Consider the following 24,123-nt stretch of genomic DNA (forward strand, 5'->3'; position numbering starts at 1 on the left):
GCGCGACGGGATCATCCACGCCGGCCGTTCACTCCGCCCTTCCGGCAGGCCCCTGACCTGGCGGCATGGGCCCCTGCCCCGGCGGCACGGGCCGCGGGCACGGCGAAGGCCCCGGGTCTCCACCCGGGGCCTTCGCCGTTCCTACCTGCCGCGGCGGTACCGCTGTCAGGCGCCGATCTTCTGCTTGACCTGGGCCAGCGAGGGGTTCGTCAGCGTCGAACCGTCGGGGAAGAGCACGGTCGGGACCGTCTGGTTCCCGCCATTCGCCTTCTCGACGAAGGCTGCCGAATCCGGGTCCTGCTCGATGTTGACCTCGGTGTACGCGATGCCTTCGCGGTCCATCTGGCCCTTCAGGCGGCGGCAGTAGCCGCACCACGTGGTGCTGTACATCGTCACAGTGCCCGGCATGTCGCTGGTGCTCCCTTGTCTCGTCCGTCTCGCTGGATGCGGGACCGCGCGCACGCTCCCGCATGGAGGGAACGTACGGGACCCGGCCGCCATTCCCCACCGGCACCGGAGGCAGGGCGAACGGCATCCCGCCCTCCCGCCGCTCCGGTACGACGAACGGCGGCCCCTGTGGACAACCGCCGCGGTGCCACCGCACGACCTGGCAGCATGGCAGGGTGACAGCAGCAACGCACTCCACCCTCTTCCCCCAGGTCCCCGACTCCGCGGACGCCGTGCTCGACGGGCTCGACCCGGAGCAGCGCGAGGTCGCGCTCGCCCTCGGGGGACCCGTGTGCGTGCTGGCCGGAGCCGGTACGGGCAAGACGCGGGCGATCACCCACCGCATCGCCTACGGGGTGCGTGCCGGGATCCTCCAGCCGACCACCGTGCTCGCCGTCACCTTCACCAACCGGGCGGCCGGCGAGATGCGGGGCCGGCTCCGCCAGCTCGGCGCGACCGGTGTCCAGGCCAGGACCTTCCACTCCGCGGCCCTGCGCCAGCTCCAGTACTTCTGGCCGAAAGCAGTCGGTGGTGAGCTGCCCCGGCTCGTCGAGCGCAAGGTCCAGCTCGTCGCCGAGGCGGCGGCCCGCTGCGGTGTCCGCCTCGACCGCAACGAGCTGCGGGACGCCACCAGCGAGATCGAGTGGGCCAAGGTCACCCAGACCGTCCCCGCCGACTATCCGGCCGCGGTCGTGAAGACGCAGCGGGACGCACCGCGCGACCCGGCGGAGCTCTCGCAGATCTACGCGATGTACGAGCAGCTGAAGCGCGACCGCTCGGTGATCGACTTCGAGGACGTGCTGCTGCTCACCGTCGGCATCCTCCAGGACCGGCACGACATCGCCGATCACGTGCGCCGTCAGTACCAGCACTTCGTCGTCGACGAGTACCAGGACGTCAGCCCGCTCCAGCAGCGGCTCCTCGACCTCTGGCTCGGAGACCGGGACGACCTCTGCGTCGTCGGCGACGCGGGCCAGACGATCTACTCCTTCACCGGCGCCACCCCCGACCACCTGCTGAACTTCCGCACCCGCCACCCCGGCGCGACGGTGGTCAAGCTGGTGCGGGACTACCGCTCCACACCCCAGGTCGTCCACCTGGCCAACGGCCTGCTGAGCCAGGCCCGGGGCAAGGCCGCCGAGCACCGGCTGGAGCTCGTCTCGCAGCGGGACAAGGGCCCCGAACCCGTCTACACGGAGTACGCGGACGAGCCCGCGGAGGCCGAGGGCACCGCACGCCGGATCAGGGACCTGATCGCCGCCGGGGTCCCCGCGGGTGAGATCGCCGTGCTGTACCGCGTCAACTCCCAGTCCGAGGTCTACGAGCAGGCCCTGGCGGACGCGGGTGTCCCCTACCAGCTGCGCGGCGCCGAGCGTTTCTTCGACCGGCCCGAGGTGCGGGAGGCGGGCGTCGCCCTGCGGGGCGCCGCCCGCGCGGGGGGCAACGACTCGCTGCTCGACGGCGCCGACGACCTGCCCTCCGAGGTGCGGGCGGTGCTCTCCACCAAGGGCTGGACCTCCAAGCCGCCCGCAGGCTCGGGCGCGGTGCGCGACCGCTGGGAGTCACTCGCGGCGCTGGTGCGACTGGCGGAGGACTTCGAACAGGCCAGGCCCGGTGCGACGCTCTCCGACCTGGTGGCCGAGCTGGACGAGCGGGCCGCCGCCCAGCACGCCCCCACCGTCCAGGGCGTCACGCTGGCGTCGCTGCACTCGGCGAAGGGCCTGGAGTGGGATGCCGCGTTCGTCGTGGGGCTCACCGAGGGCATGATGCCGATCGCCTACGCCAAGACGGACGAGCAGGTGGAGGAGGAGCGCCGACTGCTGTACGTCGGGGTCACCCGCGCCCGCTTCCACCTGTCGCTGTCCTGGGCCCTGTCCCGCTCGCCCGGCGGCCGGGGGAACCGCAGGGCGACCCGCTTCCTCAACGGGCTGCGGCCCGGATCGGCCGCGCCCGGCACGCGGGGCGTCGCCGGTGGGGGCGGCGGCATCGACCGTGGCGCCCGCGCCGGGACGGGCGGCGCGGGCACGGAGAGGCCCGCCCGGCCCGGGCGACGGGGCCCGGTGCGGTGCAGGGTCTGCGGCAGGACGCTCACCGAGGCCGGCGAGATGAAGCTGATGCGCTGCGAGGACTGTCCCTCGGACATGGACGAGGGGCTGTACGAGCGGCTGCGTGAGTGGCGCGCGGACCGGGCGAAGGAGATCAGCCAGCCCGCGTACTGCGTCTTCACCGACAAGACGCTCATGGCCATCGCGGAGGCGGCCCCGGGCAGCGAGGGCGAGCTCGTCGTCATCCCCGGTGTCGGCAACCGGAAGCTGACCAGGTTCGGGACCGACGTCCTGGACATCTGCGCAGGCCGGACGGTGGGTCGGTAACAGGCGGAGGACGACGGCGAGGTGTGAGAAGAACTCGTCGAAAAAATAGTTTGCGCCCGCAGCAGCAATCACCATAGGTTCTTAACCACGGGAACAGCGACTTCTCTGAAGCCCTGACTCCGTGCTGTACTTATCCGAATACCGCAGGATCGGCCCCGGCCGGTCCCTTGAGACGCCGAGAGGAGGCGATTGTCGTGATCAGCATCATCAACACCATCAAAATGACCGATCCGTCGGTCGTCTCCACCTGCTCGCTCGGCCTCGCCCGCTCTTCGGAGCTGTCGCTTCGTGGCATCAGTGCGTCCGGCGTCTCCGCCGCCCGTCTGCTGCCTCTGGCCGCCCTGCCCGTGCGGGAGCGCAATGAGCGACCGACCCAGGCACCGGAAGCAGCCGTAGTGAAGGGACAGGCCTCGGCCTATGCCTTTGCGGCAGCCGCAGCCGGTGCCGGAGCCAAGAAGCAGACGACGCAGCACCACACGATGTGGGCCTTCCGTGGGCCTGAACCCTGGAGCGATCCAGCCTGATGCCAATCAGGCCGGCGCCTTCAGGGCCGCGGAACCCCACTCGGGATCCGCGGCCCTTTTGTTTTGTCCGAACGGACGAGACGAGACGAAGGAGCCTCGGGACAGCAGGACCTGGTACCAGCCGCCAACCGGCCAACAGGCCGGCACGACCAGACGAGGACAACACCACCGTGCAACTCGAGACGCACGCCCCGTCCGTACCGCCTTCCGACACGATCTCCCCGCCCGGCCTCACGGAGGACTCCACCTTGCTCCCCCTCACCACCCTCACCGCGCTCGACGACGCCATCGAGAACCTCGGCGCCCCCGTCCCCTGTCGGTCGTACGACCCCGAGGTCTTCTTCGCCGAGTCCCCGGCGGACGTCGAGTACGCCAAGTCCCTCTGCCGGACCTGCCCGCTGATGGAGGCCTGCCTCGCCGGAGCCAAGGAGCGGCGCGAGCCGTGGGGCGTCTGGGGTGGCGAGCTCTTCGTGCAGGGCGTCGTCGTCGCCCGGAAGCGTCCGCGGGGGCGTCCGCGCAAGAACCCGGTCGCGGCGTGACCGCCGGCCTGGGGGTCATGTCCCCCACACGAACGAAGCGCATCGGAACCATCGACCGTCCCCAGACCCATGACCCCCGGAATCAGGCACCAATGATCACCGCCACGAGCGAGCCCGTCGGCTCCGCGACCCCCGACGTCACCATCATCGGCGCGAACGACTCGCGTCAGAACAGGACCCGCGAAATGCAACTCATCCCAGAAGCCCTGGCCCGTGCGCATATGCACGACCGCATGAGGGAGGCCGAGGACGGCCGTCAGGCAGTGCGCCTGGTCGCCGCCCGGCGGATGCAGCGCCGAGCGGAGCGTGCCTCGATGCGCGCCCGCCGCGCGCTCGCCATGGCTGTCATGCACTGACAGCGCCGCCAGCAGTACGACGCACCACGGCTGCCGGGCCACCGCTCGGCCCTCTCAGGCAGCCAACCTCCCCAGACGCGGGGCCGGCCCGGACAGGCCGGCCCCGCGCCGCGTTTCGGGCACGTGGCTGGGCCCACGGCGCTGCCGCGCCAGCGGACGAGGAGACACGTCCGGTCCCCATGGCGGAGGAGGAGACCTGTCCCCGAAGCATGCGGAGAGGCTCTTCCCCGAGGTGGGTAAGGAGCCGCCTTCCCGAGGTGGGCCAGGAGGCGCGACCCGGCGGTGGGTGAGGAGGGGAGGCAGGCGTCGGCGGAGTGGTGTCTGCTTGCCCTTGCCCCGGCCCCTGCCCTTGCCCGGGCCCCGGCCCTTGTTCTGTCCCGGGCCTCGGCACCACTGCGGTCACCGGGCCCGGGCCCGACCTGGCTCCGTCCCTGCGGAGACGGCCGGGCGCGCGTACATCTGCGGCGGCTGTGCCCGTATCCACACCGGGGCGACCGGGAGGGAGCAGGACAGGCGCCGCAGCTCAGTGGTGCCCGGAGGCGAAGAGGCGGACCGTCCCCGGCGCCCCGTTCACACCTCGATGGCCGCGTCCTTCCCGGCGCCGTCGTCCACCGGTTCGTATGCGCCCTCGTCCTCCGGTGCGTCCTCCAGGGCGAATCCCGGCAGCCAGGACTCCAGTTCGTCCCGCAGCCGGACGGTCGCGCCCAGCTGGCAGAGCACCCCGATCGTGCTCAGGGTCACGCGGTGTATCAGCAGATAGGACGGGGGCAGATTGAGCTGCTTGCCCAACTGGTGTGCCGGGGAGCGCGGATCGGCGATCCTGGCAGCCTGGCTCCGTAGCCAGGAGCGGGTGAAGGTGAACTCGTCCACCTGCGCGGGCTCGATGATGGGAAGCAGATAGGCCAGCACGGCGTCCGGTTCGAGCTCGATCGACTCCTTGACGAAACCGGCCTCGCGGAGCATCGAGTAGACGGCGTCGGCGTCCTGGTCCAGCGTCATCCGCAGGGCGTCACCGATGGTCTGCGGCAGACCACCCGGAAGCCGGTCCACCGTCCCGAAGTCCAGCACTCCCAGGCGCCACTGACCGGGATCCCCGTCGAGCCCGTCCCCCTCCCCGGCGGTCCCGTCTCCGGCCGTCGTGTTCCCGTCGGCGACCTCCCCGTCGATCCTGTCCTCCTCCCCGGCGTTCCCGTCCCCGGTGGCCACAGCCCCGAGGGCCGACCTCTTGCCGATCACCTCTCCGGCCGTCGCGGCCTCGGGATCCAGGTCCCCGGCGGTCCCGTCTCCGGCCGTCGCGTCCTCGGCTGCCGTCCCTCCCGACGTCGCGTTTCCGGGCGTCGTCCCTCCGGCCGCCAGCCCCGCCGGGGGGAGCAGCCGGAAGTTGCCCGGGTGCGGATCCGCGTGGAGGAGGCCGGTACGGGCGGGTCCCGAGAAGAGGAAACGTGCCAGCAACTGGCCCGCGCGGTCGCGTTGTTCCGTGGTGCCGTCGGTGATGACCTCCGACAGCGGGATTCCCTCGATCCACTCCGTCACCAGCACCTGCTCGCACTGGTGCACCACCTCCGGGATCACCACATCCGGATCGTGGGCGAACTCGGCGGCGTGCTCCCGCTGGGCCCGGGCCTCAAGGGCGTAGTCCAGCTCCTCGGACACCCGGTCGCGCAGCTCCGTGATGAGCGGCTTGATGTCCATCCCGGGAACCAGTGGCCCGAGAAGCCGTGCGAAGCGGCTGAGCTGGGTGAGATCCGACAGCAGGGCCTCGCCGGCTCCCGGATACTGCACCTTCACGGCCACATCGCGTCCGTCGTGCCACACGGCGCGGTGCACCTGCCCGATCGAGGCAGCGGCCGAGGGCCGGTCGTCGAACTCGGTGAACAGCTCCCGCCAGTCCTCACCGAGCCGTTCCGCCAGCACCGCGTGAACCGTGCGGACCGGCATGGGCGGCGCCGCCTCCTGCAGCTTGGTCAGCGCGGCGCGGTAGGGGCCCGCGACATCCTCGGGCAGGGCGGACTCGAAGACGGACAGCGCCTGACCCAGTTTCATCGCGCCGCCCTTCAACTCCCCGAGCACCTTGAAGAGCTGATCCGCCGTGCGCTGCTGCACCTCGCGTGCCACGATCTCGGCGGACTTCCCGCCGATCCGCTTGCCCAGGCCCCATGTGGCACGGCCGGCGAAGCCGAGCGGCAGAGCTGCCAGCTTCGCGGTACGGGTGACCGCCTTCCGGGGAAGATCAGACATGTGCCCCTCCAGTTCCCAGACCGCCGTGCCGCGTGAGATCCGGCTCCGCTCCGTCGGCGGTCACCGGGCCATTGTGTCCTGCGCGGCACCGGCCGCGGAGGTGAGCTCCACCTCAGTGTGCCCGGCGGCACCGCAGACGCAGTCGAGGTGCGGCCTCAGGCTCTCCGACCGCCAGTCGAGCAGCGGCATGGCGGCCTCCCAGCGTGCCCCCGTGCTGGCGGGGAGCTCGCCGTCGAGGAAGGAGAGCGCGTGGGCCGCGGCCAGACCGGCCACCGCCGAGGCCAGCCCCAGATCGCAGGCCTGCACACAGGTGCGCCGCCCGGACCTCCACTGCGCGAGCATCCGCGGCCACTGGGGGTCCTCCTCGGCACGCCGCAGCGCCAGACAGCCGGCACACCCGGTGCCGCCGGGCAGGACCAACGGCCCGACCACGCCGGTCGCTTCGATGACTCCCGCGTAGAGATGCGGCGTACCCGAGGAGATCCACGGTGCGGCGATGTCGGGGTCAGGGGCGTAGACGGAGAGGCCGTCCCTGGGCGCCACCACGATCAGGGACAACGCGGGCTCGCCGCCGGGTGGTGGGGCGCCCGTCCCTCCCGTGCGGGGAGGCCCGCCGACGGCCGACCTGCGCACGAGCTGCCGTGCCGCCGTGTCCCGGCGCTCCCCGACGGACGAAGCGGGAAGCCCGCCCGGCGCCACGTCCCAGGGTTCGGCGCGGCCGCCGTCGAGGACCTCGACCTGCCCCACCCCCGATCCGGAGAGCACCGCGGCGATCGCGGCACCCACCCTGCCCGCGCCGCGCACCTGCACCCGCATCGCCCGCCGGGCCGCGAGTCTGCGCAGCCCGCCGCCGGGTGCCGGGTGGACCACGGAGAGTGCCGCGGCGTCGGGACGCTGCCGCTCGATGGTCTCGGCGCGTCGGCGTAAGGCGTCGGCCTCCGGGCCGCCCGCGTCCGGATCGTCCAGCAGACCGGCCCGGGTGAGGCGCGACACGAGAATGTCCACATGGCGGTCCGACAGGTCCAGAGCCCTGGCCTCCTCACGGAGAAGAGGAAGTCCGCGTGTTCCGTCGAGCAGTTCCAGAAAGCTTCCGGTGGCGATATCCATCGGCCCCAGCGTTACCGCGTGTGCGGGCGTCACGCCGAATTGAACGGTGTTCCGTCCACGCCAGGCGCGGCGGAGTGCGGGCTTCAGCATCGGATGCACGGCTTCTCCCAGGTCGGTGTCGGGATCTGTTGCCAGAATGCGACGTGGCGGCAGAACGGGCCGAAAGTTATCCACAGGCGGGGGCATTAGTCGTTCAAATGGTGCAAGCCGAGAAGTGGATCAACGTCGGCTGCCGAGGAGACAGGACTTCCCGCGCCGCCAGCGGGTAACGTCGTGGCGTGCCCGCAGACCCCTCTCCCGGCCTCGCCGGGGAGACCCCCGCGCGCAGCGCCGGCCGCCGACCGCGCAGCGCAGCCGTCCAGCAGCCCCGCGCCTCGGTGACGAGCGCGGTCGAGGTCCGCAGGAGCACCCGGCGCAGCAGAACGGTCTCCGCGTACCGTGAGGGCGACCGCACCATCGTGCTCATCCCGGCCCGCATGTCGCAGGCCGAGGAGCAGCGCTGGATCGGTGTGATGCTCGACAAGCTCGCCGCGCAGGAGAGCAAGCGCGTCATCGGTGACAGCGAGCTCTCCGACCGCGCCGAGCGGCTCTCCGGGCAGTACCTCGACGGCCGTGCGCGGCCCGCCACCGTGCGCTGGGTGACCAACCAGAACACCCGCTGGGGCTCCTGCACCCCGGCCGAGGGAAGTATCCGTCTCTCGCACCGGCTTCAGGGAATGCCGGAGTACGTCGTCGACTACGTACTCCTCCACGAGCTGGCCCACCTGCTGGTTCCGGGCCACGGCCCGCGCTTCTGGCGGCTCCTGGAGGCGTACCCCCGCACGGAGCGTGCGCGTGGGTACCTCGAAGGGGTGGTGGCCGCCGACAGGCTTCCCCACCTGCCCGCCGCGCGCGAGGAGTGAAGTCGCCGATCGTGTACCGGGTCTGTACCGGCTTGGTCCGCCGTCGTTGTTTGCGGTTAGCCTGACGCGACGCATTCACCTTCGGGATGGGGGACGGTCGTTACGCATGGCCAGGGAATTCCAACGCGGCCACAAGGCCAAGGTCAGTGATCTCACGGCAGGGACCGATCTGTACGTAGGTGTGCAGATCGCGGGCCCCGGCCTGACGTTCGACATCAGCTGCTTCGGTCTCGACGCCGACGAGCAGCTCTCCGACGACCGGTATTTCATCTTCTTCAACCAGCCCGCATCCCCGGAGGAGTCGATTCAGCTTCTCGGCGCCCAGGCCGGTGACACCGAGTCGTTCCGCGTCACGCTCGACCGCATTCCGGCGGACATCCACAAGCTGTCCTTCACCGCGACACTCGACGGACCCGGACAGATGTCGCAGGCCGGTCCCGGATACATCCGGATCGTCGCCGGCGGCGAGGAAGTGGTGAAGTACGCCTTCACCGGTTCGGAGTTCACCACCGAACGCGCGGTCATGCTCGGCGACTTCTACCTCAAGGACGTATGGCGCTTCGCGGCGGTCGGCCAGGGATTCGACGGCGGACTCGACGCGCTGCTGCGTAACTTCGGCGGGGAGGTCGCCGAGGACGCCCCCGCCGAGGAACCGCCCCAGGGCGCCGTTCCCGCGTTCGCACCGCCCGCCCAGCCCTCCGCGCCGCCCGCCTTCGGCGTTCCGGCGGCTCCCCACGCACCGCAGCCCGCGCCCGCGTTCGGGGCTCCGGCGGCACCGGCCCCCGCTCCCGCGTTCGGGGCTCCGGCGGCTCCGGCCCCCGCTCCCCAGCAGTCGGTACACTCCGCGCCCACCATTGCCGCACCGATGGCACCTACCCCCTACGGACAGCCGCCCCAGCAGCAGCAGTTCGGGCAGGTGCCGGGCCAGGGTGCCCCCCAGTTCGGTCAGCAGCCCCCGCCCGCACCCCAGTTCGGCCAGCAGCCGCCCGCCCCGCCCTTCGGGCAGCAGGTTCCGGCGCCGTTCGGGCAGCCCCCGGGCATGCCGCCCGGCGTGCCCCAGGGCGTCCCGGCAGGCGGCGCGGGCCTCCAGGCCGCGCTCCGGCCGTACAAGGAAGCGGCCACCGGCCGGCGCTGGACATCGCAGAACCAGCAGCTCATGCGCGTCGACCTCACGCTGGGAGACATGCCGGTGCTGGCCCGCCAGGGCAGCATGGTGATGTACCAGGGCAAGGTCGACTTCGGCTACAAGGGCGCGGGATTCGCCGGCCGCCTGGTCGGCAACGCGACGGGCCAGGAGATGCAGCTCATGCGCTGTACCGGCCGCGGCCAGGTCTTCCTCGCCGAGGACGCGTCCCATCTGCATCCCATCGAGCTGCAGGGCGACGGCATCTGCGTCTCCGCGGAGAACGTCCTCGCCTTCGACGAGTCACTCCAGTACGAGGTCCGCAGGATCGAGGGGCACGGGATCCCCGGCGGCGCCCTGTTCACCATGCAGTTCCAGGGCACCGGGACCGTCGTGGTCAAGACCCACGGCGTGCCGGTGGTCCTGCCGGTCACACCGACCACGTTCGCCGACTGCAACGCCGTGGTCGCCTGGTCGGCCGCCTCCCAGGTGATCATCTCCAGCCAGGTCCGGCTGCGCCGCAACGCGTACCCGGGACACAGCGGGGAGACCGTGAACCTCCAGTTCCGGGGAGCCCCCGGGAACTTCGTCGTCGTCCAGCCCTACGAGGTCTGAGGGAGCCCGTCATGAACCAGCAGCTCACGGGCTACGCCCCGACCCCCGTCACGGCCCGCATGGAGAACCACGGCCACGCCATGCTCAAGGTGGCCATGGCCACCGGCCAGGACCTCTACGCGCGCACCGGCTCGATGGTGGCCTACGAGGGCTTCATCCAGTACGAGCCCAACCCGCCCGCCGTCCGCCAGATCGCCTCCCAGTGGATCACCGGTGAGAGCACGCCCCTCATGAAGTGCGCCGGCGACGGACTGCTCTACCTCGCCGACTACGGCGCCGACGTGGTCGTCATCAACCTCGACGACGACGCGCTCTCGGTCAACGGGACCAACCTCCTGGCGTTCGACAGCCACCTCACCTGGGGCGTCGAGCGGGTCAAGGGGATGGCCAAGTTCGCCGGCCAGGGCCTGTGGAACGTCGCCGTCCAGGGCACGGGATGGGTCGCCATCACCTCGCGCGGCACCCCCGTCGTTGTCGACTGCGGCCGGGGCGAGGACGAGACGTACGTCGACCCCGACGCCCTCGTCGCCTGGTCGCCGAACCTCAAGGTGAAGGGCAAGCGCAGCTTCAAGGCGGGCTCGCTCATAGGGCGCGGCAGCGGAGAGGCCTACCAGATGGCCTTCTCGGGCCAGGGCATCGTCGTCGTCCAGCCGAGCGAGGACAGCACCGACCGCCTGCGGGTCCGGAACTGAGCGGGGGAGGAACACACCATGCAGAGTCCGCTTTTCGCGTACACCGAGCAGCAGTCCCAGGACCGCTACACCGTCCAGAACCCGCAGCTCCTGCGGGTCGCGCTGACCGGTCACGACGACGTCCTCGCCCGTAAGGGCGCCATGGTCGCCTACCAGGGGCTCATGGAGTTCGACGGGGAGTACCAGTCGCACGACCAGCACCGCGCCCGAACGAGCACGGGCGAGGGGCTCGACCTCATGCGGTGCTCGGGTCAGGGAACGGTCTACCTGGCCAACCTGGCCCAGTACATCCACGTCGTCGACATCGGCCACGAGGGCATGACGGTCGACAGCGCGTACGTCCTCGCCCTGGACTCCTCGCTGCACACCGAGGTCATCGCGGTGGACAGCCAGTACGGGATCTCCGGCACCGGCAAGTACCAGCTGAACATCTCGGGCACCGGCAAGGTCGCGCTCATGACCTCCGGGCAGCCGCTGATGATGCAGGTCACCCCCGACAAGTACGTCAACGCCGACGCCGACGCGATCGTCGCCTGGTCGAGCGGGCTGCGGGTCCAGATGCAGGCCCAGACCCACTCCGCCGGTGTCTTCCGGCGCCGCGGCAACACGGGGGAGGGCTGGGAGCTCAGCTTCCTCGGCCAGGGGTTCGCCCTCGTCCAGCCGAGCGAGGTGCTGCCGCCGCAGAACGCCCAGATCGGCCAGGGGGCCGCGGCCCAGTTCGGTGTGGGACAGCACGGCGCGCACGGCCAGAACCAGAACAACGCCTGGAACTGAGCCGCCCCGCCCCGGCGGCAGGGGCGTCAGGGGGCGGTTTCCACGGGAACCGCCCCCGTCCGGTGCCTAGCGGCCCCGGGCCAGCCGGGCGCGGGTGCCTTCCAGCAGCCGCACGACCGAGGCGTCGGCCACCCCCGCCACCTCGTCGTACGGGAACCAGCGCAGGTCCAGCGACTCGTCGCTGATCCGCTCGACCGCCGCGGCCGACGCCGTCGCCGCGTACTGCACGTCGAGGTGCCAGTGGCAGGGCGCCGGGATCGGATGCCGGTCCAGCCGCACGGGTCCGCCGGGCAGCAGGTCGAGCCCCTCGATCCCCGACTCCTCGGTGGCCTCGCGCAGGGCCGCCGCCGTCAGCGTGGCGTCCTGCGGCTCGCAGTGCCCGCCCATCTGGAGCCACATCCGCAGCTTCCTGTGCAGGGTCAGCAGGACCCTGCCGCGCTCCGGGTCGACCACCAGCGCGCTGGCCGTCAGGTGTCCCGCCCCGCACGCCTTCCACATGCCGTCGGGATGCCCCGCCAGATGGTCCAGGTACGTCCGGCGCAGACCGTCCTGAAGGGCGTCGCCCCCGTCGTCGTAGCCCTTGAGGACCGCGACCGCGTCGTCGTGAAGGCTCACCGGCCGGAGTCGCCCTTGCCGTCGTCCTTCGGACCGTCCCCGGGCCCGTCCTCGCCGCCCTCGGCCTTGTCCTGGCCCTCGGCCTTGTCCTTCTCCTCGGAGGCGGTCTCCTGCGGGCCCCTGGCCGCCTCGCCGAGCATCTTGTCCAGCTCGGAGAAGTCCAGCTGCTCGTGGTGGACGAAGCCGTCCGGGTCGTCCAGGTCCTGGGCCGTCGGCAGCATGTCCGGGTGCTCCCAGAGGTTGTCACGGCCGTCGACGCCCCGGGCGTCCGTCAGCGAGGCCCAGAGCCGCGACGCGTCCCGCAGCCGGCGGGGCCGCAGCTGGAGGCCGATGAGCGTGGCGAAGGTCTGCTCGGCGGGACCACCGGACGCCCGGCGCCTGCGCATCGTCTCGCGCAGTGCGTCCGCCGAGGTCAGACGGGACTTCGCGGCCTCGTGGACCACGGCGTCCACCCAGCCCTCCACGAGCGCGAGAGCGGTCTCCAGGCGCGCCAGCGAGGCCTTCTGCTCCGGGGTGTCCTCCGGCTGGAACATGCCCTGCTGGAGTGCGTCCTGCAACTGCTCGGGCTGCGACGGGTCGAACTGGCCGACGACGTCCTCGAGCTTGCTCGTGTCCACCTTGATGCCACGGGCGTACGCCTCGACCGCGCCGAACAGGTGCGAGCGCAGCCACGGGACGTGGGCGAAGAGCCGCTGGTGGGCCGCCTCGCGCAGTGCCAGATACAGCCGCACCTCGTCCTGCGGCACGCTCAGGTCCTTGCCGAACCGCTCGACGTTCAGCGGAAGCAGCGCGGCCTTGCCGGCCGGCGCCAGCGGGAGGCCGATGTCGGTCGAACCGACGACCTCACCGGCGAGCACGCCCACGGCCTGCCCGATCTGCTGGCCGAACATGGCGCCGCCCATGGACCGCATCATCCCGATCAGCGGCCCCGCCATGGCCTGCATCTCCTCCGGCAGGACATCACCCATGGCCAGGCCGACGCGCTCGGCCACCGGGTCCACCAGCTGCTGCCAGGCCGGCAGCGACGCCTCGACCCACTCGGCCCGGCTCCACGCCACCGTCGTGACGGAACCCGAGGGCATCGACGTCACGCCGTCCAGCCACAGATCGGCGAGACGCAGCGCCTCGTCGACGGAGGACCGCTCGGCGGGGCCGACACTCGCGTCCTTGCTGCCGTCGGCGGTGCCCTGCGACACCGTCTGGCGCGCGATCTGCTTGGCCATGTCCCAGTTGACCGGACCGCCCTCGTAGCTCAGCATCTGGCCGAGCTGCTGGAAGGCCGCACCCAGGTCGTTGGGGTTCATGGAGCCGAACATCGCGGCGAACGGGTTGTCCCCGCCCGCGCCGGGCCCGAAGCCGAACGGGTTCGCCGGCCCGCCCGGGCCCTGCCCACCACCGGTGGGGTCCTTCTTCTTGCCCTCGTCGCCGTCTTCCGGCTCCTCCGGCGGAAGGCCGAATCCGAATGGGGTGTCACTCACGGGTTTCCTCGGCTCGTAGGGCCGCCGGCTCGAACCGACGGCGACTGCCCGACATCACCATCCAGCGTAGACACCGAAGGCCGCTCGGGCCCTCGGTGCTCCGCCGGCTCCCGGCCTGCGGCAGGATGGACGCCACCTGGTACGCACACGTCATACGGGTACGTACTGAAGACAACCGCTGGAGACGCCCGGTGAGTTCCCCAGATCCGCAGGTTCGCGCAGCGCGAAACCTGGCCGACCCCTCGCCCGAAAGCAAGCCCACGAAAAATTCCTCCCGAAGCCGAGGCCCCGTCGTCGCGGTCACCGGTGCCGCGACGGGTGTGGGTGAGCTGCTCACCGCGCACCTCGCCGCTTCCGACGAGATCAAGCAGGTCATCGCCATCGACGAGCGCCGGGGAGACGTCTCCGAGGCGACGTGGCACATCCTGGACGTGCGGGACCCCGCCATCGCCGAGAAGCTGCGGGGCGCGGACGTCGTGGTGCACATGGCGCTCGACCTCGACCTGGAGACCGACCCGGCCGCCCGTACCGCGTACAACGTGCGCGGTACCCAGACCGTGCTGACCGCGGCGGCCGCCGTGGGCGTCCACCGGGTCGTGCTGTGCACCTCGGCGATGGTCTACGGCGCGCTGCCCGACAACGACATCCCCCTTTCCGAGGACGCGGAGCTCCGGGCCACGGCGGAGGCCACCGGTGTCGCTGACCTGCTGGAGATCGAGAGGCTCGGGCGGCGAGCGCCCCGCGCCCACCCCGGCCTCAACGTCACGGTGGTGCGTCCCACGGTCCTGGTCGGCGGTACGGACACGGCGCTCACCAGGTACTTCGAGTCCCCCAGGCTCCTCGTCGTCGCCGGCTCCCGCCCGGCCTGGCAGTTCTGCCACGTCGACGACCTGGTGACGGCCCTGGAGTACGCCGCCCTCGAGAAGATCGAGGGAGAGTTCGCGGTCGGGTGCGACGGCTGGCTCGAACAGGAGGAGGTGGAGGAGCTCTCCGGGGTGCGCCGCATGGAACTCCCCTCCGCGGTCGCTCTCGGCGCCGCCGCCCGTCTGCACCGGATCGGTCTCACCCCCTCTCCCGCCGGCGACCTCGCCTACACGATGCACCCCTGGGTGGTCAGCGTCAGCCGGCTCCACGACGCGGGATGGCGGCCCCGGTGGACCAACGAGGAGGTACTGGCGGCCCTCCTGGAAGAGGTGGAGGGGCGGCACACGGTCGCCGGAAGGCGGCTCGGCCGCAAGGACGCCACCGCGGCGGGCGCCGCCGGTGCCACCGTCGCGCTCCTCGGTACGGCGGCACTGGTCCGCAGGGCCCGGAAGGCCCGCCGCCGTTTCTAGCCGGACCTGGTAGGAGGCTCCAAGCGGACGGGTGCGGCACCGGTCGAAAACGGTATTCCGGGATGCCGGTGCCGTGCGGCACCATGGCCCCATGGCACGCACCCACGACCACCCCGGCGAGCAGGCGGCCCAGGACCCCATCCGGCTCCTGGACATCCGCGACACCCCCCTGTCCGTCGACGAGATCCTCCGCGCGGTCGGGGACGACGCGGCGGGCGGTACGGCGCTCTTCGTCGGCACGGTGCGCGACCACGACGGCGGGCAGGACGTCGGCTCGCTCGGCTACTCCTGTCACCCGACGGCCCCCGACGAGCTCCGCAGGGTCGCCGAGAAGGTGGTGGCGGAGTACCCGGTACGGGCGCTGGCCGCCGTCCACCGGGTGGGTGAGCTGGGTGTCGGCGATCTGGCGGTGGTCGTCGCCGTGGCGTGCGCCCATCGGGGTGAGGCCTTCGACGCCTGCCGCAAGCTGATCGACGACCTCAAGCACGAGGTCCCGATCTGGAAGCACCAGCACTTCTCCGACGGCACGGAGGAGTGGGTCGGCGCCTGCTGAGCGCAAACCGCCCCGGGGCGCATCAGCCCCGATTTGCGTAACCGCACCCCTGCCATGAGCGTTGTCCCTGCAGGTGGTTAATCTTCTGATCGTCAGTTGCGGTCGCTCATGGGGTAGGGAGGTCGTGGTGGCAGCACTCGCTTGGCTGTTGATTCCGCTTATAGCTGCACTTGGCGCGGCGATATGGGGAGGGTGGGCAGCCCGAGACCGAACGACCGGCGACGTCACCGAACTCGCCGGCTACGCGCGGTTCCGTGAGGCGATGGAGAAATCGCACTCCGGTTCCGAAGCCGTCTGAAGAACCCGCGGGCGTACGCGGGTGCCAATTCCGCACAGCCCCGAGCTCCGCGCAGGTGCCGTCCACACGTGGCGAGCGAACCCGTGGTGCTCCCGGCCCCCGCCGGTCCGCTCCGGGCCGTCCGCCCCGTACGGACCGGCCCCGACGGTGCACTGACAGGCTGTTCCCGTACTGTCGTTCCATGCCACGCCGCACCGCGACGATGCTCGCCTCCACCCTCCTCCTCATCGCGCTGCTCTGCGCAGGCGTGCTGATCCGCGTGCCGTATGCGGAGATGTCGCCCGGCCCGACCGTGAACACGCTCGGTGACGCGCGTGGCGAGCCCGTCCTGCACATCAGCGGGCACAAGACGTACCCGACGTCCGGGAACCTCAACATGACGACGGTCCGTGTCACCGGCGCGGACTACGACATGAACATCGTGGAGGCCGTCTACGGCTGGGTGGCCCACGACAGCGTGGTCGTGCCCCACGACACCCTCTACCCGGACGGCAAGACGGAGGAGCAGTCGACGCAGGAGAACGCCGAGGAGTTCAGCCAGTCCCAGGAGAGCGCGAAGGTCGCCGCCCTGAAGGAGCTGAAGATCCCCGTGACGTCCCGCGTCGTCGTCTCCACGGTCGTCAAGGACAGCGCGGCCGAGGGCGTGCTGCACGCGGGCGACGTGATCAAGGCGGTCGACGGCACCGCCGTCGAGCAGCCGGAGGACGTCGCGAAGCTCGTCACGAAGCACACGCCCGGCGAGGACGTCGTGTTCACGGTCATCCCCGCCAAGGCCGCGGCGGCCGCCGAGAAGGCGGGCAAGGAGCCCCAGGGCGCCCACGACGTGACGCTCACCACGCGGAAGGCGCCGCGGGACCCCGCCCATCCGTCGCAGGACCGGGCGATCGTGGGGATCCAGGCGGGGACGGACCACACGTTCCCGTTCGAGATCGACATCAAGCTCGCCGACGTCGGCGGCCCGAGCGCCGGACTGATGTTCTCGCTGGGCATCATCGACAAGCTCACGCCCGGGAATCTGACGGGCGGCAAGTTCATCGCCGGGACCGGCACCATCGACGACGACGGCAAGGTCGGGCCCATCGGCGGGATCAACATGAAGCTGGTCGGCGCGCGCGACGCGGGCGCCCGGTACTTCCTGACCCCGGACGACAACTGCTCCGCCGCGGCCTCCGACACCCCGAGCGGCCTCACCCTGGTGCGGGTGAAGACGCTCGACGACGCGAAGAATTCCCTGGAGAAGATCAGCGCGGGGGACACGGCGGGCCTGCCGAGCTGCTCGGCGGGCTGAGGCCGGTCCCGCCCCGGGAGGCGGGACCGGGCCCGGTGGTCAGGACTCGAAGGTCGCCGCGAGTGCCTCGGCCAGCCCCGGGACCAGCCCGGCACCGGTCAGCACCTCGGTCGGGGAGTCCTTCTCCTTGAGCCGCACGGCGGAGTCCCGCGTCCCGTCCCGCAGCACCGCCACGGTCATCCGCACCTCCTGACGGTCGGGGTGCCGGGCGACCCAGGCGGTCAGCTGGGTGTCGGTCAGACCGTCCGGCACGGACGCCTCCGCGGAGGGCGGCAGCATCATCCGCTCCACGGTCATGGCGCAGCCGACCACGGCGTCGGGCCAGGCGATCGTGGCGAGGAACTCGTCCAGCGCGGTTCCGGCGGGCAGCTCCTCCTGCTCGACCGGGGTGAGGGTGGCGGTCGTCGAAGCGGCGTCGTCGAGGCCGAGCTGGGCGGCGAGGCCCGGCTCGTGGGCGCGCAGCCGGGCGGTGTCGACCAGGGCGAACAGCCTGGCCGGCTGGTCCCACCCGAGACCTGCGGCGTAGGCGTCGATCTCGAGTACGGCGACGGTGAGTGGGCTCGCGGCCATCGGGGGGCCTGAGGGGGAAACATTGGGCATGCCCAATATCCTGCCTCCTTCTGCCCCGGGAACGGGAACTAGGTAAAGCCTCAGTAAGTTGCATAGGTGGGCTCTACGATCGCTGGGCCTGCTCCACACGCTTCACACGACCGCGAACTTCGAGGTGCGCACGTTGGCTTTCCAGATGCCGGACCGCGGCGGAGGCCCGACCGGGCCACGGATCAGAGTCGGCCGCCCGTCCCGGCGCGTCCGTACCCTGCTCATGACATTGGGCGTCCTGGCGGTTCTCGCCATGGCCTTCGTCATGTTCGCCGGGTTCTGGACGGACTGGCTCTGGTACAGGTCGGTCGCGTTTTCGTCTGTCTTCACCACCACCCTGTGGACCAAGATCGGACTGTTCCTCGTCTTCGGACTGCTGATGGCCCTGGCCATCGGTGTGAACATCTGGCTCGCGCACCGGCTCCGGCCGCCGCTGAGCGCGATGTCGCTGGAACAGCAGAGCCTGGACCGCTACCGGATGAGTGTCGCCCCGTACAAGAAGTGGGTGCTGCTCGCGGTCACCGCGCTCGTCGGGCTGATCGCCGGTGCCTCCGCGTCGGGCCAGTGGCGCACGTGGCTGATGTATGTCAACGGCGTCCCGTTCGGGCAGAAGGACCCCCAGTTCAAGCTGGACGTCTCCTTCTACGCCTTCGACCTGCCGTGGTACCGCTTCCTGCTCGGGTTCGGCTTCGCGGCCGTGGTGCTGTCGCTGGTCGCGGCGGCGCTGACCCACTACCTCTACGGAGGACTGCGGGTCACGAGCCCCGGTGCGCGGGCCACGGGTGCCGCCACCGGCCACCTCTCCGTGCTGCTCGGCATCTTCGTCTCGCTGAAGGCTGTGGCGTACTGGCTCGACCGGTACGGCCTGGCCGTGAAGTCCAGTGACTTCAAGGCCACGGACAACTGGACGGGCCTGAGGTACGTCGACGCCAACGCCTACCTGCCGGCGAAGACCATCCTGTTCTGCATCGCCGTGATCTGCGCGGTGCTCTTCTTCGCGACCCTGTGGCGGCGCACCTGGCAGCTGCCGGTGATCGGCTTCGGCCTGATGGTGCTGTCGGCGATCCTGATCGGCGGCCTCTACCCGGCGATCGTGCAGAAGTTCCAGGTCCAGCCGAACGAACAGGCCAAGGAAGCGCCGTTCATCCGGAAGAACATCGACGCGACACGTGATGCCTACGACATCGACGACGCGAAGGTGGACGACTACTCCGGCAAGGGCACGACGACGGACGCGGCCAAGCTGCGCGCCTCCGCCAACGACGCCGCGAGCTACCGGGTGATGGACCCGAACGTCGTCTCCCCGGCCTTCCAGCAGCTCCAGCAGAAGAGGAACTACTACCAGTTCCCCAAGACGTTGGACGTCGACCGGTACACCGGCGAGGACGGCAAGGAGCAGGACACCGTCATCGGTCTGCGCGAGCTCAACATCGACGGGCTGCCCAAGCGCAACTGGATCAACGACCACTTCACGTACACCCACGGCTACGGCGCCATCGCCGCCCGGGGCACCACGACGGGAACCAACCCGACGGGCTCCCCGGACTTCACCGAGTCGGGCCTGCCGACCACCGGTGAGCTGCCGAAGTACGAGCAGCGGATCTACTACGGCGAGAAGACCGAGCAGTACTCCATCGTCGGCGGGCCCCAGAAGGAGCTCGACTACGAGGAGGACGGCGAGAAGACCACCAGCTACAAGGGTGACAGCGGGGTCAGTCTCTCCAACGCGTTCAACCGCGCCGCCTACGCCGTGTCGTTCAGCGAGCCGCAGATACTGTATTCCGGAGCCATCGGCGACGGTTCGCGGATCCTGTACAACCGCACGCCCAAGGAGCGCGTCGAGGCGGTCGCCCCCTGGCTGACCATCGACGGTGACGCCTACCCGGCGGTCGTCGGCAACCGCATCCAGTGGATCGTCGACGCCTACACCACGACCAACGGCTACCCGTACGCCTCGCGTACGACGCTGGGGGACACCACGGCCGACTCGCTGACCACCAACCAGCGCGCGGTCGTCGCCCAGCAGAACCAGGTCAACTACATCCGCAACTCGGTGAAGGCCACCGTCGACGCGTACGACGGCAAGGTGAAGCTCTACGAGTGGGACACCGAGGACCCGGTGCTCAAGACGTGGCGCAAGGCCTTCCCCGGGACCGTGAAGCCCAAGAGCGAGATCTCGCAGGCCCTGATGGACCACCTGCGCTACCCGCAGGACCTGTTCAAGGTCCAGCGTGAGCTGCTCACCCGCTACCACGTGCAGGATCCGGCGCAGTTCTACAGCGGCAGTGACGCCTGGCAGGTGCCGGACGACCCCACCAACAAGGAGCCCGGGGCCGTTCCGCCGTACTACCTGAGCATGAAGATGCCGGGTCAGGACGCGCAGAAGTTCTCACTGACCACGACGTTCACCCCGAAGGGGCGCCCCGACCTGGGGGCGTTCATGGCGGTGGACGCGGACGCGGCCAGCAAGGACTACGGCACGATAAGGCTGTTGAGAGTCACCACCACGGTCAAGGGGCCGGGGCAGGTGCAGAGTGAGCTCAACGGCAACGACGACGTCGCCGAGTTCGTGAGAAACCTCAAGGGCACCGACTCCGACATCGAGTACGGCAATCTGCTGACCGTCCCGCTCGACGGAGGGTTCCTCTACATAGAGCCGGTCTACACGCGCGGTGGCACGCAGAACTACCCGCTGCTGCGCAAGGTGGCCGCCTCGTACGGGTCGAAGATCGTCTTCGAGAACAGTCTCGGGGAGGCGCTCAACGCGGTCTTCGGGGTCGAGGAGTCCGACACGACCACGCCGCCGACCCAGCCACCGGGTGACACCACGGAGCCCCCGGCCACCGGGGACGCGGCTCTGAAGAAGGCCATCGCGGACGCCCAGAAGGCGTACACGGCCGGCGAGACGGCTCTGAAGGAACAGGACTGGGAGGCCTACGGCAAGGCCCAGAAGGACCTTCAGGCGGCGCTGGAGCGGGCCGCGGCGGCCCAGCCCAAGGCCGGCGGCAGTGCCGCCTCGGGGGCCGAGGGCGCCGCCAAGCCCGCGGGCGACGACCAGGGCAGCTGAGAAGGGTCCACCCCGCGTCGTGGTACGGTTTGAACACAACGACGCGGGGTGGAGCAGCTCGGTAGCTCGCTGGGCTCATAACCCAGAGGTCGCAGGTTCAAATCCTGTCCCCGCTACTGGAAGGTGAAGGCCCGGATCCTTTGGGATCCGGGCCTTCGTCATGTCACGGGACCCCTTTTCATCTTGTCGGTGTGAAGTGCGGTTCGCGGGGCACCAGTTGGAACCAATCGTGTTTCACTTGTCTCTCTGTGGGCATGTCGACAAAACGCTGAAGTGACCTTGCTGGCCGCGATATACCAGGTGTACGCGGGTTACGGGTGGTGCGACGATGGTATTTATGGGGGACAGGGCAACTCTGTTGGAGACAGGGCGGTTTGTGCAGCGACGCGGCCGGACGACGGAAAACGTGGCAGATGTGGCATTCGCCGCTGCCCTGGCCGGCGCCTCTGACGCGCCCGACGACGCCCCTGAGGCCGCCGTGTTCACCGCGGAGATCGTCGGCACGGCCGGCGCCCCCCGAGGCGGGCGCGCCGGGAGCGCGGACGCCGGCGACGCGGCGGACACCGCCGACACCACGGACACCACGGACAGTGCGGACGAGACCGAGGCGCGGCACCGGCGCGCCGCGGAGGCCGGTGACACGGCGTCCATGAGCGTCCTGGGCGCCCTCCTGCTGCGGCGCGGGGACCTGGACGGAGCCGAGGCCCATCTGCGCGCGGCCACCGCCGAGGGCGACCGGGCCGCGGCCAACAACCTCGGGGTGCTGCTGCACCAGCGGGGATACCCGGACGAGGCGGCCGGGTGGTGGCGGGTCGCCGCCGTCGCGGGCTCCGCCGCCGCCGCGCACGCCCTGGGCCGCCACTTCCGGGAGCGCGGGGACGAGCCCGGCGCCGAGTACTGGCTGCGGCAGTCCGCCGAGCAGGGCCACGCGCTGGGCGCGTACGCCCTGGCCGACCTGCTGGAGCACCGCGGTGACGCCGGCGCCGAGCGCTGGCTGCGCGCCGCCGCGGAGCAGGGGCACCGGGAGGCCGCGTACCGCCTGGCGCGGACGATCGAGCGCAACGCCGTCGGCGACGCCCACGACGCCTTCGGTCTGGGCCGGGTGATGGGCGAGGGCCGCCGCGGACTGGACGCCGGTACGCCGGTGAGGCGGGACAGCCCCGTCGCGGGCCCCGACGCGGGCCGGGTCGGTGAGGCCGAGCAGTGGTACCGCCAGGCCGCCGCGCGCGGGCACCGCCGTGCCGCCCTGCACCTGGGCGCCATCCTCGAACAGCGCGGCGAGCTCAAGGAGGCAGGCCGCTGGTACCTCACCGCCGCCAAGGAGGGCGAGCCCCGGGCCGCCTGCGCCCTCGGGTTCCTGCTGCGCGACGCGGGCGACGAGGAGAGCGCGGCCGTGTGGTGGCTGCGTGCCGCCCAGGACGGGGACGGTAACGCGGCCAACGCGCTGGGCGCCCTGCACGCGGCCCGGGGGGAGCAGCAGACCGCCGAGCGCTGGTACCGCGCCGCCATGGACGCGGGCGACATCAACGGCGCGTACAACCTCGGGCTGCTCTGCGCCGCCCAGGACCGGATCCCGCAGGCCGAGCAGTGGTACCGCCGGGCCGCGTACGCCGGGCACCGGGAGGCGGCCAACGCGCTGGCCGTGCTCTTGCTCCAGGCGGGCGACGCGACCGGGGCCGAGCCCTGGTTCTCCAAGGCCGCGGAGGCGGGCAGCGTGGACGCCGCGTTCAACCTCGGCATCCTGCACGCCGGGCGGGACGAGGACCGCGCGGCGCTCGGCTGGTACCAGCGGGCGGCGGCGGCCGGACACACCGACGCCGCGCTCCAGGTCGGCATGGCCCTGCTGCGGGACGGCGACGAGCGGGGCGCCGAGCGCCACCTGCGCTGCGCCGCGGGCGGCGGCAGCGCCGAGGCGGCCTTCCGGCTGGCCGGTGTCCTCGACCTGCGCCAGCCGGCACCGGGGCCTCCCGCGCTGGGACAGCCGATGCCGGAGAGGACCGAGTGCGAGGAGTGGTACGAGAGGGCGGCCGAGCAGGGACACCGCCGCGCCCAGGTGAGGGCCGGGATGCTCGCGGCCGCACGGGGGGACATGGCGAGCGCCGCCCGCTGGTACCGCGAGGCCGCCGAGTCGGGCAGCCGGAACGGGGCCTTCAACCTCGGCCTGCTGCTGGCCCGCGAGGGCAGCGAGCGGGAGGCGGCCCTCTGGTGGAGCCGCGCCGCCAACGACGGGCACGGCCGCGCGGCCCTGCGCCTCGCGCTGCTCGCCGCCCGGCGGGGCGAGCTCACCGAGGGCCAGCGCTGGTGCGCCCGGGCGGTCGAGCTGGGCCCGGCGGAGGTGGCCGAGCGGGCGGCGCGGCTCCGGGAGGCACTGCACCAGGAGCTGACGGCCTGACCGCTGCGGGCCCGCTCGCGGTGTCGCGCGGGTGTCCGGCGAATGAATTTGCTCCGGTCGGCCCGGGTGCCGTACTGTTGCACTCACAACGACGCGGGGTGGAGCAGCTCGGTAGCTCGCTGGGCTCATAACCCAGAGGTCGCAGGTTCAAATCCTGTCCCCGCTACTGAAAGACAGAGGCCCGGATCCTTCCAAGGATCCGGGCCTCTGTCGTATGCCCGTGCAAAGGCGCCGGGCGCGTCCGGCGCCCCGTGCGCGGGGCCTCAGGCCGTGGCGGCGCAGTTCGGGCAGATGCCGCGGTAGGTCACCTCGACGTCGGACACGGTGAAGCCGAAGCGCTCGTCGTCCGGGAGGTCCGCCATCGGATTGCCCGACGGGTGCACGTCCCGGATCGCTCCGCAGCGTCCGCACACCAGGTGGTGGTGGGGGCGGTGGGCGTTCGGGTCGTACCTCTTGGCCCGGCGGTCGGTGGAGACCTCGATGACCTCGCCGAGGGACACCATCTCGCCCAGCGTGTTGTAGACCGTGGCGCGCGAGATCTCGGGCAGCCGCTCGACGGCCTTCGCGTGGACCTCGTCCGCCGTCAGATGCACATGGTCCCCCTCGAGGACCTCGGCCACCACGCGCCGCTGTGCCGTCATGCGCCAGCCGCGTCCACGAAGTCGTTCCAGGAGGTCACTCATGGGCCAAGCCTAACAGTGGGAAGGCCGAGTCCCGAGTAGGTGTGGCTTTAGATGGCTGCTTGACTTGGACAAAGTCCATTGTAGGATCGGTGAGCGTCGGCCGAGGACAGGACGTGGCCGGCCGCA

At 71.2% G+C, this 24,123-nt stretch carries 21 protein-coding genes and 2 tRNA genes; 16 read left to right on the plus strand and 7 right to left on the minus strand.

What is annotated here, in order from left to right; translation table 11 throughout:
* Window positions 1–165 precede the first annotated feature (165 nt).
* Window positions 166–408, minus strand: coding sequence for a mycoredoxin (locus tag ACFVS9_RS28925; RefSeq protein WP_203182343.1), 243 nt, complete (start codon window positions 406–408; stop codon window positions 166–168).
* A 215-nt stretch (window positions 409–623) separates the two neighbouring features.
* Here ACFVS9_RS28925 and ACFVS9_RS28930 point away from each other — a divergent pair, with 215 nt between their 5' ends.
* The 4 genes from ACFVS9_RS28930 (at window position 624) to ACFVS9_RS28945 (ending at window position 4,238) form a co-directional block, all read left to right on the plus strand.
* Complete coding sequence (locus ACFVS9_RS28930; protein WP_389937071.1) at window positions 624–2,819, plus strand: ATP-dependent DNA helicase UvrD2; 2,196 nt, start codon at window positions 624–626, stop codon at window positions 2,817–2,819.
* Window positions 2,820–3,013: 194 nt separating this feature from the next.
* A complete protein-coding gene (locus ACFVS9_RS28935) occupies window positions 3,014–3,343 on the plus strand; it encodes a hypothetical protein (RefSeq protein ID WP_383116838.1) in 330 nt (109 codons plus the stop codon).
* 170 nt (window positions 3,344–3,513) lie between these two features.
* Window positions 3,514–3,882, plus strand: coding sequence for a WhiB family transcriptional regulator (locus ACFVS9_RS28940; protein WP_383116837.1), 369 nt, complete (start codon window positions 3,514–3,516; stop codon window positions 3,880–3,882).
* Entirely contained in the window at window positions 3,879–4,238 is a 360-nt protein-coding gene (locus ACFVS9_RS28945; RefSeq protein ID WP_383116836.1) for a hypothetical protein, read from the plus strand. The genes ACFVS9_RS28940 and ACFVS9_RS28945 overlap by 4 nt, the downstream gene beginning before the upstream one ends.
* A 570-nt stretch (window positions 4,239–4,808) precedes the next feature.
* On the opposite strand, the gene ACFVS9_RS28950 is transcribed toward ACFVS9_RS28945, so the two are convergent.
* Both ACFVS9_RS28950 and ACFVS9_RS28955 read right to left on the minus strand, forming a co-directional pair.
* Complete coding sequence (locus ACFVS9_RS28950) at window positions 4,809–6,476, minus strand: ABC1 kinase family protein (protein ID WP_389937075.1); 1,668 nt, start codon at window positions 6,474–6,476, stop codon at window positions 4,809–4,811.
* 60 nt (window positions 6,477–6,536) lie between these two features.
* The gene (locus ACFVS9_RS28955) at window positions 6,537–7,682 is read right to left on the minus strand and encodes a ThiF family adenylyltransferase (protein WP_389937077.1); all 1,146 of its coding nucleotides are present in this window, start codon (window positions 7,680–7,682) and stop codon (window positions 6,537–6,539) included.
* A 179-nt stretch (window positions 7,683–7,861) separates the two neighbouring features.
* On the opposite strand from ACFVS9_RS28955, the gene ACFVS9_RS28960 reads away from it, so the two are divergent.
* The 4 genes from ACFVS9_RS28960 to ACFVS9_RS28975 all read left to right on the plus strand — a co-directional run bounded on the left by ACFVS9_RS28960 (window position 7,862) and on the right by ACFVS9_RS28975 (window position 11,689).
* On the plus strand, window positions 7,862–8,485 hold the full coding sequence (locus tag ACFVS9_RS28960) for a M48 family metallopeptidase (RefSeq protein WP_383116833.1): 624 nt from the start codon (window positions 7,862–7,864) through the stop codon (window positions 8,483–8,485).
* A 106-nt stretch (window positions 8,486–8,591) separates the two neighbouring features.
* Window positions 8,592–10,223: a TerD family protein gene (locus ACFVS9_RS28965; RefSeq protein ID WP_389937081.1), complete on the plus strand. Its 1,632-nt coding sequence runs from the start codon at window positions 8,592–8,594 to the stop codon at window positions 10,221–10,223.
* An 11-nt stretch (window positions 10,224–10,234) separates the two neighbouring features.
* Window positions 10,235–10,915, plus strand: coding sequence for an AIM24 family protein (locus ACFVS9_RS28970; protein ID WP_383116831.1), 681 nt, complete (start codon window positions 10,235–10,237; stop codon window positions 10,913–10,915).
* An 18-nt stretch (window positions 10,916–10,933) separates the two neighbouring features.
* Window positions 10,934–11,689, plus strand: coding sequence for an AIM24 family protein (locus tag ACFVS9_RS28975; RefSeq protein ID WP_383116830.1), 756 nt, complete (start codon window positions 10,934–10,936; stop codon window positions 11,687–11,689).
* A 66-nt stretch (window positions 11,690–11,755) separates the two neighbouring features.
* Here ACFVS9_RS28975 and ACFVS9_RS28980 read toward each other — a convergent pair whose 3' ends face one another.
* Complete coding sequence (locus tag ACFVS9_RS28980; RefSeq protein WP_383116829.1) at window positions 11,756–12,304, minus strand: NUDIX hydrolase; 549 nt, start codon at window positions 12,302–12,304, stop codon at window positions 11,756–11,758.
* Window positions 12,301–13,782 carry a zinc-dependent metalloprotease gene (locus tag ACFVS9_RS28985; protein WP_383116828.1) on the minus strand — a complete coding sequence of 494 codons (1,482 nt, stop codon included), beginning with the start codon at window positions 13,780–13,782 and terminating at the stop codon, window positions 12,301–12,303. The genes ACFVS9_RS28980 and ACFVS9_RS28985 overlap by 4 nt, the downstream gene beginning before the upstream one ends.
* A 191-nt stretch (window positions 13,783–13,973) precedes the next feature.
* On the opposite strand from ACFVS9_RS28985, the gene ACFVS9_RS28990 reads away from it, so the two are divergent.
* The 4 genes from ACFVS9_RS28990 (at window position 13,974) to ACFVS9_RS29005 (ending at window position 17,255) form a co-directional block, all read left to right on the plus strand.
* Window positions 13,974–15,116 carry an SDR family oxidoreductase gene (locus ACFVS9_RS28990; protein WP_389937086.1) on the plus strand — a complete coding sequence of 381 codons (1,143 nt, stop codon included), beginning with the start codon at window positions 13,974–13,976 and terminating at the stop codon, window positions 15,114–15,116.
* Window positions 15,117–15,207: 91 nt separating this feature from the next.
* The gene (locus tag ACFVS9_RS28995) at window positions 15,208–15,669 is read left to right on the plus strand and encodes a molybdenum cofactor biosynthesis protein MoaE (RefSeq protein WP_383116826.1); all 462 of its coding nucleotides are present in this window, start codon (window positions 15,208–15,210) and stop codon (window positions 15,667–15,669) included.
* A 127-nt stretch (window positions 15,670–15,796) separates the two neighbouring features.
* On the plus strand, window positions 15,797–15,967 hold the full coding sequence (locus ACFVS9_RS29000) for a hypothetical protein (RefSeq protein WP_383116825.1): 171 nt from the start codon (window positions 15,797–15,799) through the stop codon (window positions 15,965–15,967).
* Between the two features lie 181 nt (window positions 15,968–16,148).
* On the plus strand, window positions 16,149–17,255 hold the full coding sequence (locus ACFVS9_RS29005; protein ID WP_389937090.1) for a PDZ domain-containing protein: 1,107 nt from the start codon (window positions 16,149–16,151) through the stop codon (window positions 17,253–17,255).
* 39 nt (window positions 17,256–17,294) lie between these two features.
* Here ACFVS9_RS29005 and ACFVS9_RS29010 read toward each other — a convergent pair whose 3' ends face one another.
* A complete protein-coding gene (locus ACFVS9_RS29010; protein ID WP_389937093.1) occupies window positions 17,295–17,855 on the minus strand; it encodes a PPA1309 family protein in 561 nt (186 codons plus the stop codon).
* A 145-nt stretch (window positions 17,856–18,000) separates the two neighbouring features.
* Between ACFVS9_RS29010 and ACFVS9_RS29015 the strand changes: the two genes are divergently transcribed.
* From ACFVS9_RS29015 to ACFVS9_RS29030, 4 genes are all read left to right on the plus strand, one after another.
* A complete protein-coding gene (locus tag ACFVS9_RS29015; protein ID WP_383116841.1) occupies window positions 18,001–20,922 on the plus strand; it encodes a UPF0182 family protein in 2,922 nt (973 codons plus the stop codon).
* Window positions 20,923–20,964: 42 nt separating this feature from the next.
* Window positions 20,965–21,038 (plus strand) — tRNA-Met (locus ACFVS9_RS29020).
* Window positions 21,039–21,250: 212 nt separating this feature from the next.
* Window positions 21,251–23,314, plus strand: a complete 2,064-nt coding sequence (locus tag ACFVS9_RS29025) for a sel1 repeat family protein (protein WP_389937096.1) — start codon at window positions 21,251–21,253, stop codon at window positions 23,312–23,314.
* Window positions 23,315–23,406: 92 nt separating this feature from the next.
* Window positions 23,407–23,480, plus strand: a tRNA-Met gene (locus ACFVS9_RS29030).
* A 97-nt stretch (window positions 23,481–23,577) separates the two neighbouring features.
* Here ACFVS9_RS29030 and ACFVS9_RS29035 read toward each other — a convergent pair.
* Window positions 23,578–23,997, minus strand: a complete 420-nt coding sequence (locus tag ACFVS9_RS29035; protein ID WP_383116821.1) for a Fur family transcriptional regulator — start codon at window positions 23,995–23,997, stop codon at window positions 23,578–23,580.
* Window positions 23,998–24,123: the final 126 nt, after the last annotated feature.

Source organism: Streptomyces sp. NPDC058008, from assembly GCF_042886395.1.
GTDB lineage: Bacteria > Actinomycetota > Actinomycetes > Streptomycetales > Streptomycetaceae > Streptomyces.

Bases quoted from the DNA above. Each gene is read 5' to 3' on its own strand.
- ACFVS9_RS28925 (WP_203182343.1), bottom strand. From the start codon at position 408: ATGCCGGGCACTGTGACGATGTACAGCACCACGTGGTGCGGCTACTGC.
- ACFVS9_RS28950 (WP_389937075.1), bottom strand. From the start codon at position 6,476: ATGTCTGATCTTCCCCGGAAGGCGGTCACCCGTACCGCGAAGCTGGCA.
- ACFVS9_RS28965 (WP_389937081.1), top strand. From the start codon at position 8,592: ATGGCCAGGGAATTCCAACGCGGCCACAAGGCCAAGGTCAGTGATCTC.
- ACFVS9_RS28970 (WP_383116831.1), top strand. From the start codon at position 10,235: ATGAACCAGCAGCTCACGGGCTACGCCCCGACCCCCGTCACGGCCCGC.
- ACFVS9_RS28975 (WP_383116830.1), top strand. From the start codon at position 10,934: ATGCAGAGTCCGCTTTTCGCGTACACCGAGCAGCAGTCCCAGGACCGC.
- ACFVS9_RS28995 (WP_383116826.1), top strand. From the start codon at position 15,208: ATGGCACGCACCCACGACCACCCCGGCGAGCAGGCGGCCCAGGACCCC.
- ACFVS9_RS29005 (WP_389937090.1), top strand. From the start codon at position 16,149: ATGCCACGCCGCACCGCGACGATGCTCGCCTCCACCCTCCTCCTCATC.
- ACFVS9_RS29010 (WP_389937093.1), bottom strand. From the start codon at position 17,855: ATGCCCAATGTTTCCCCCTCAGGCCCCCCGATGGCCGCGAGCCCACTC.
- ACFVS9_RS29015 (WP_383116841.1), top strand. From the start codon at position 18,001: ATGCCGGACCGCGGCGGAGGCCCGACCGGGCCACGGATCAGAGTCGGC.
- ACFVS9_RS29025 (WP_389937096.1), top strand. From the start codon at position 21,251: ATGGTATTTATGGGGGACAGGGCAACTCTGTTGGAGACAGGGCGGTTT.
- ACFVS9_RS29035 (WP_383116821.1), bottom strand. From the start codon at position 23,997: ATGAGTGACCTCCTGGAACGACTTCGTGGACGCGGCTGGCGCATGACG.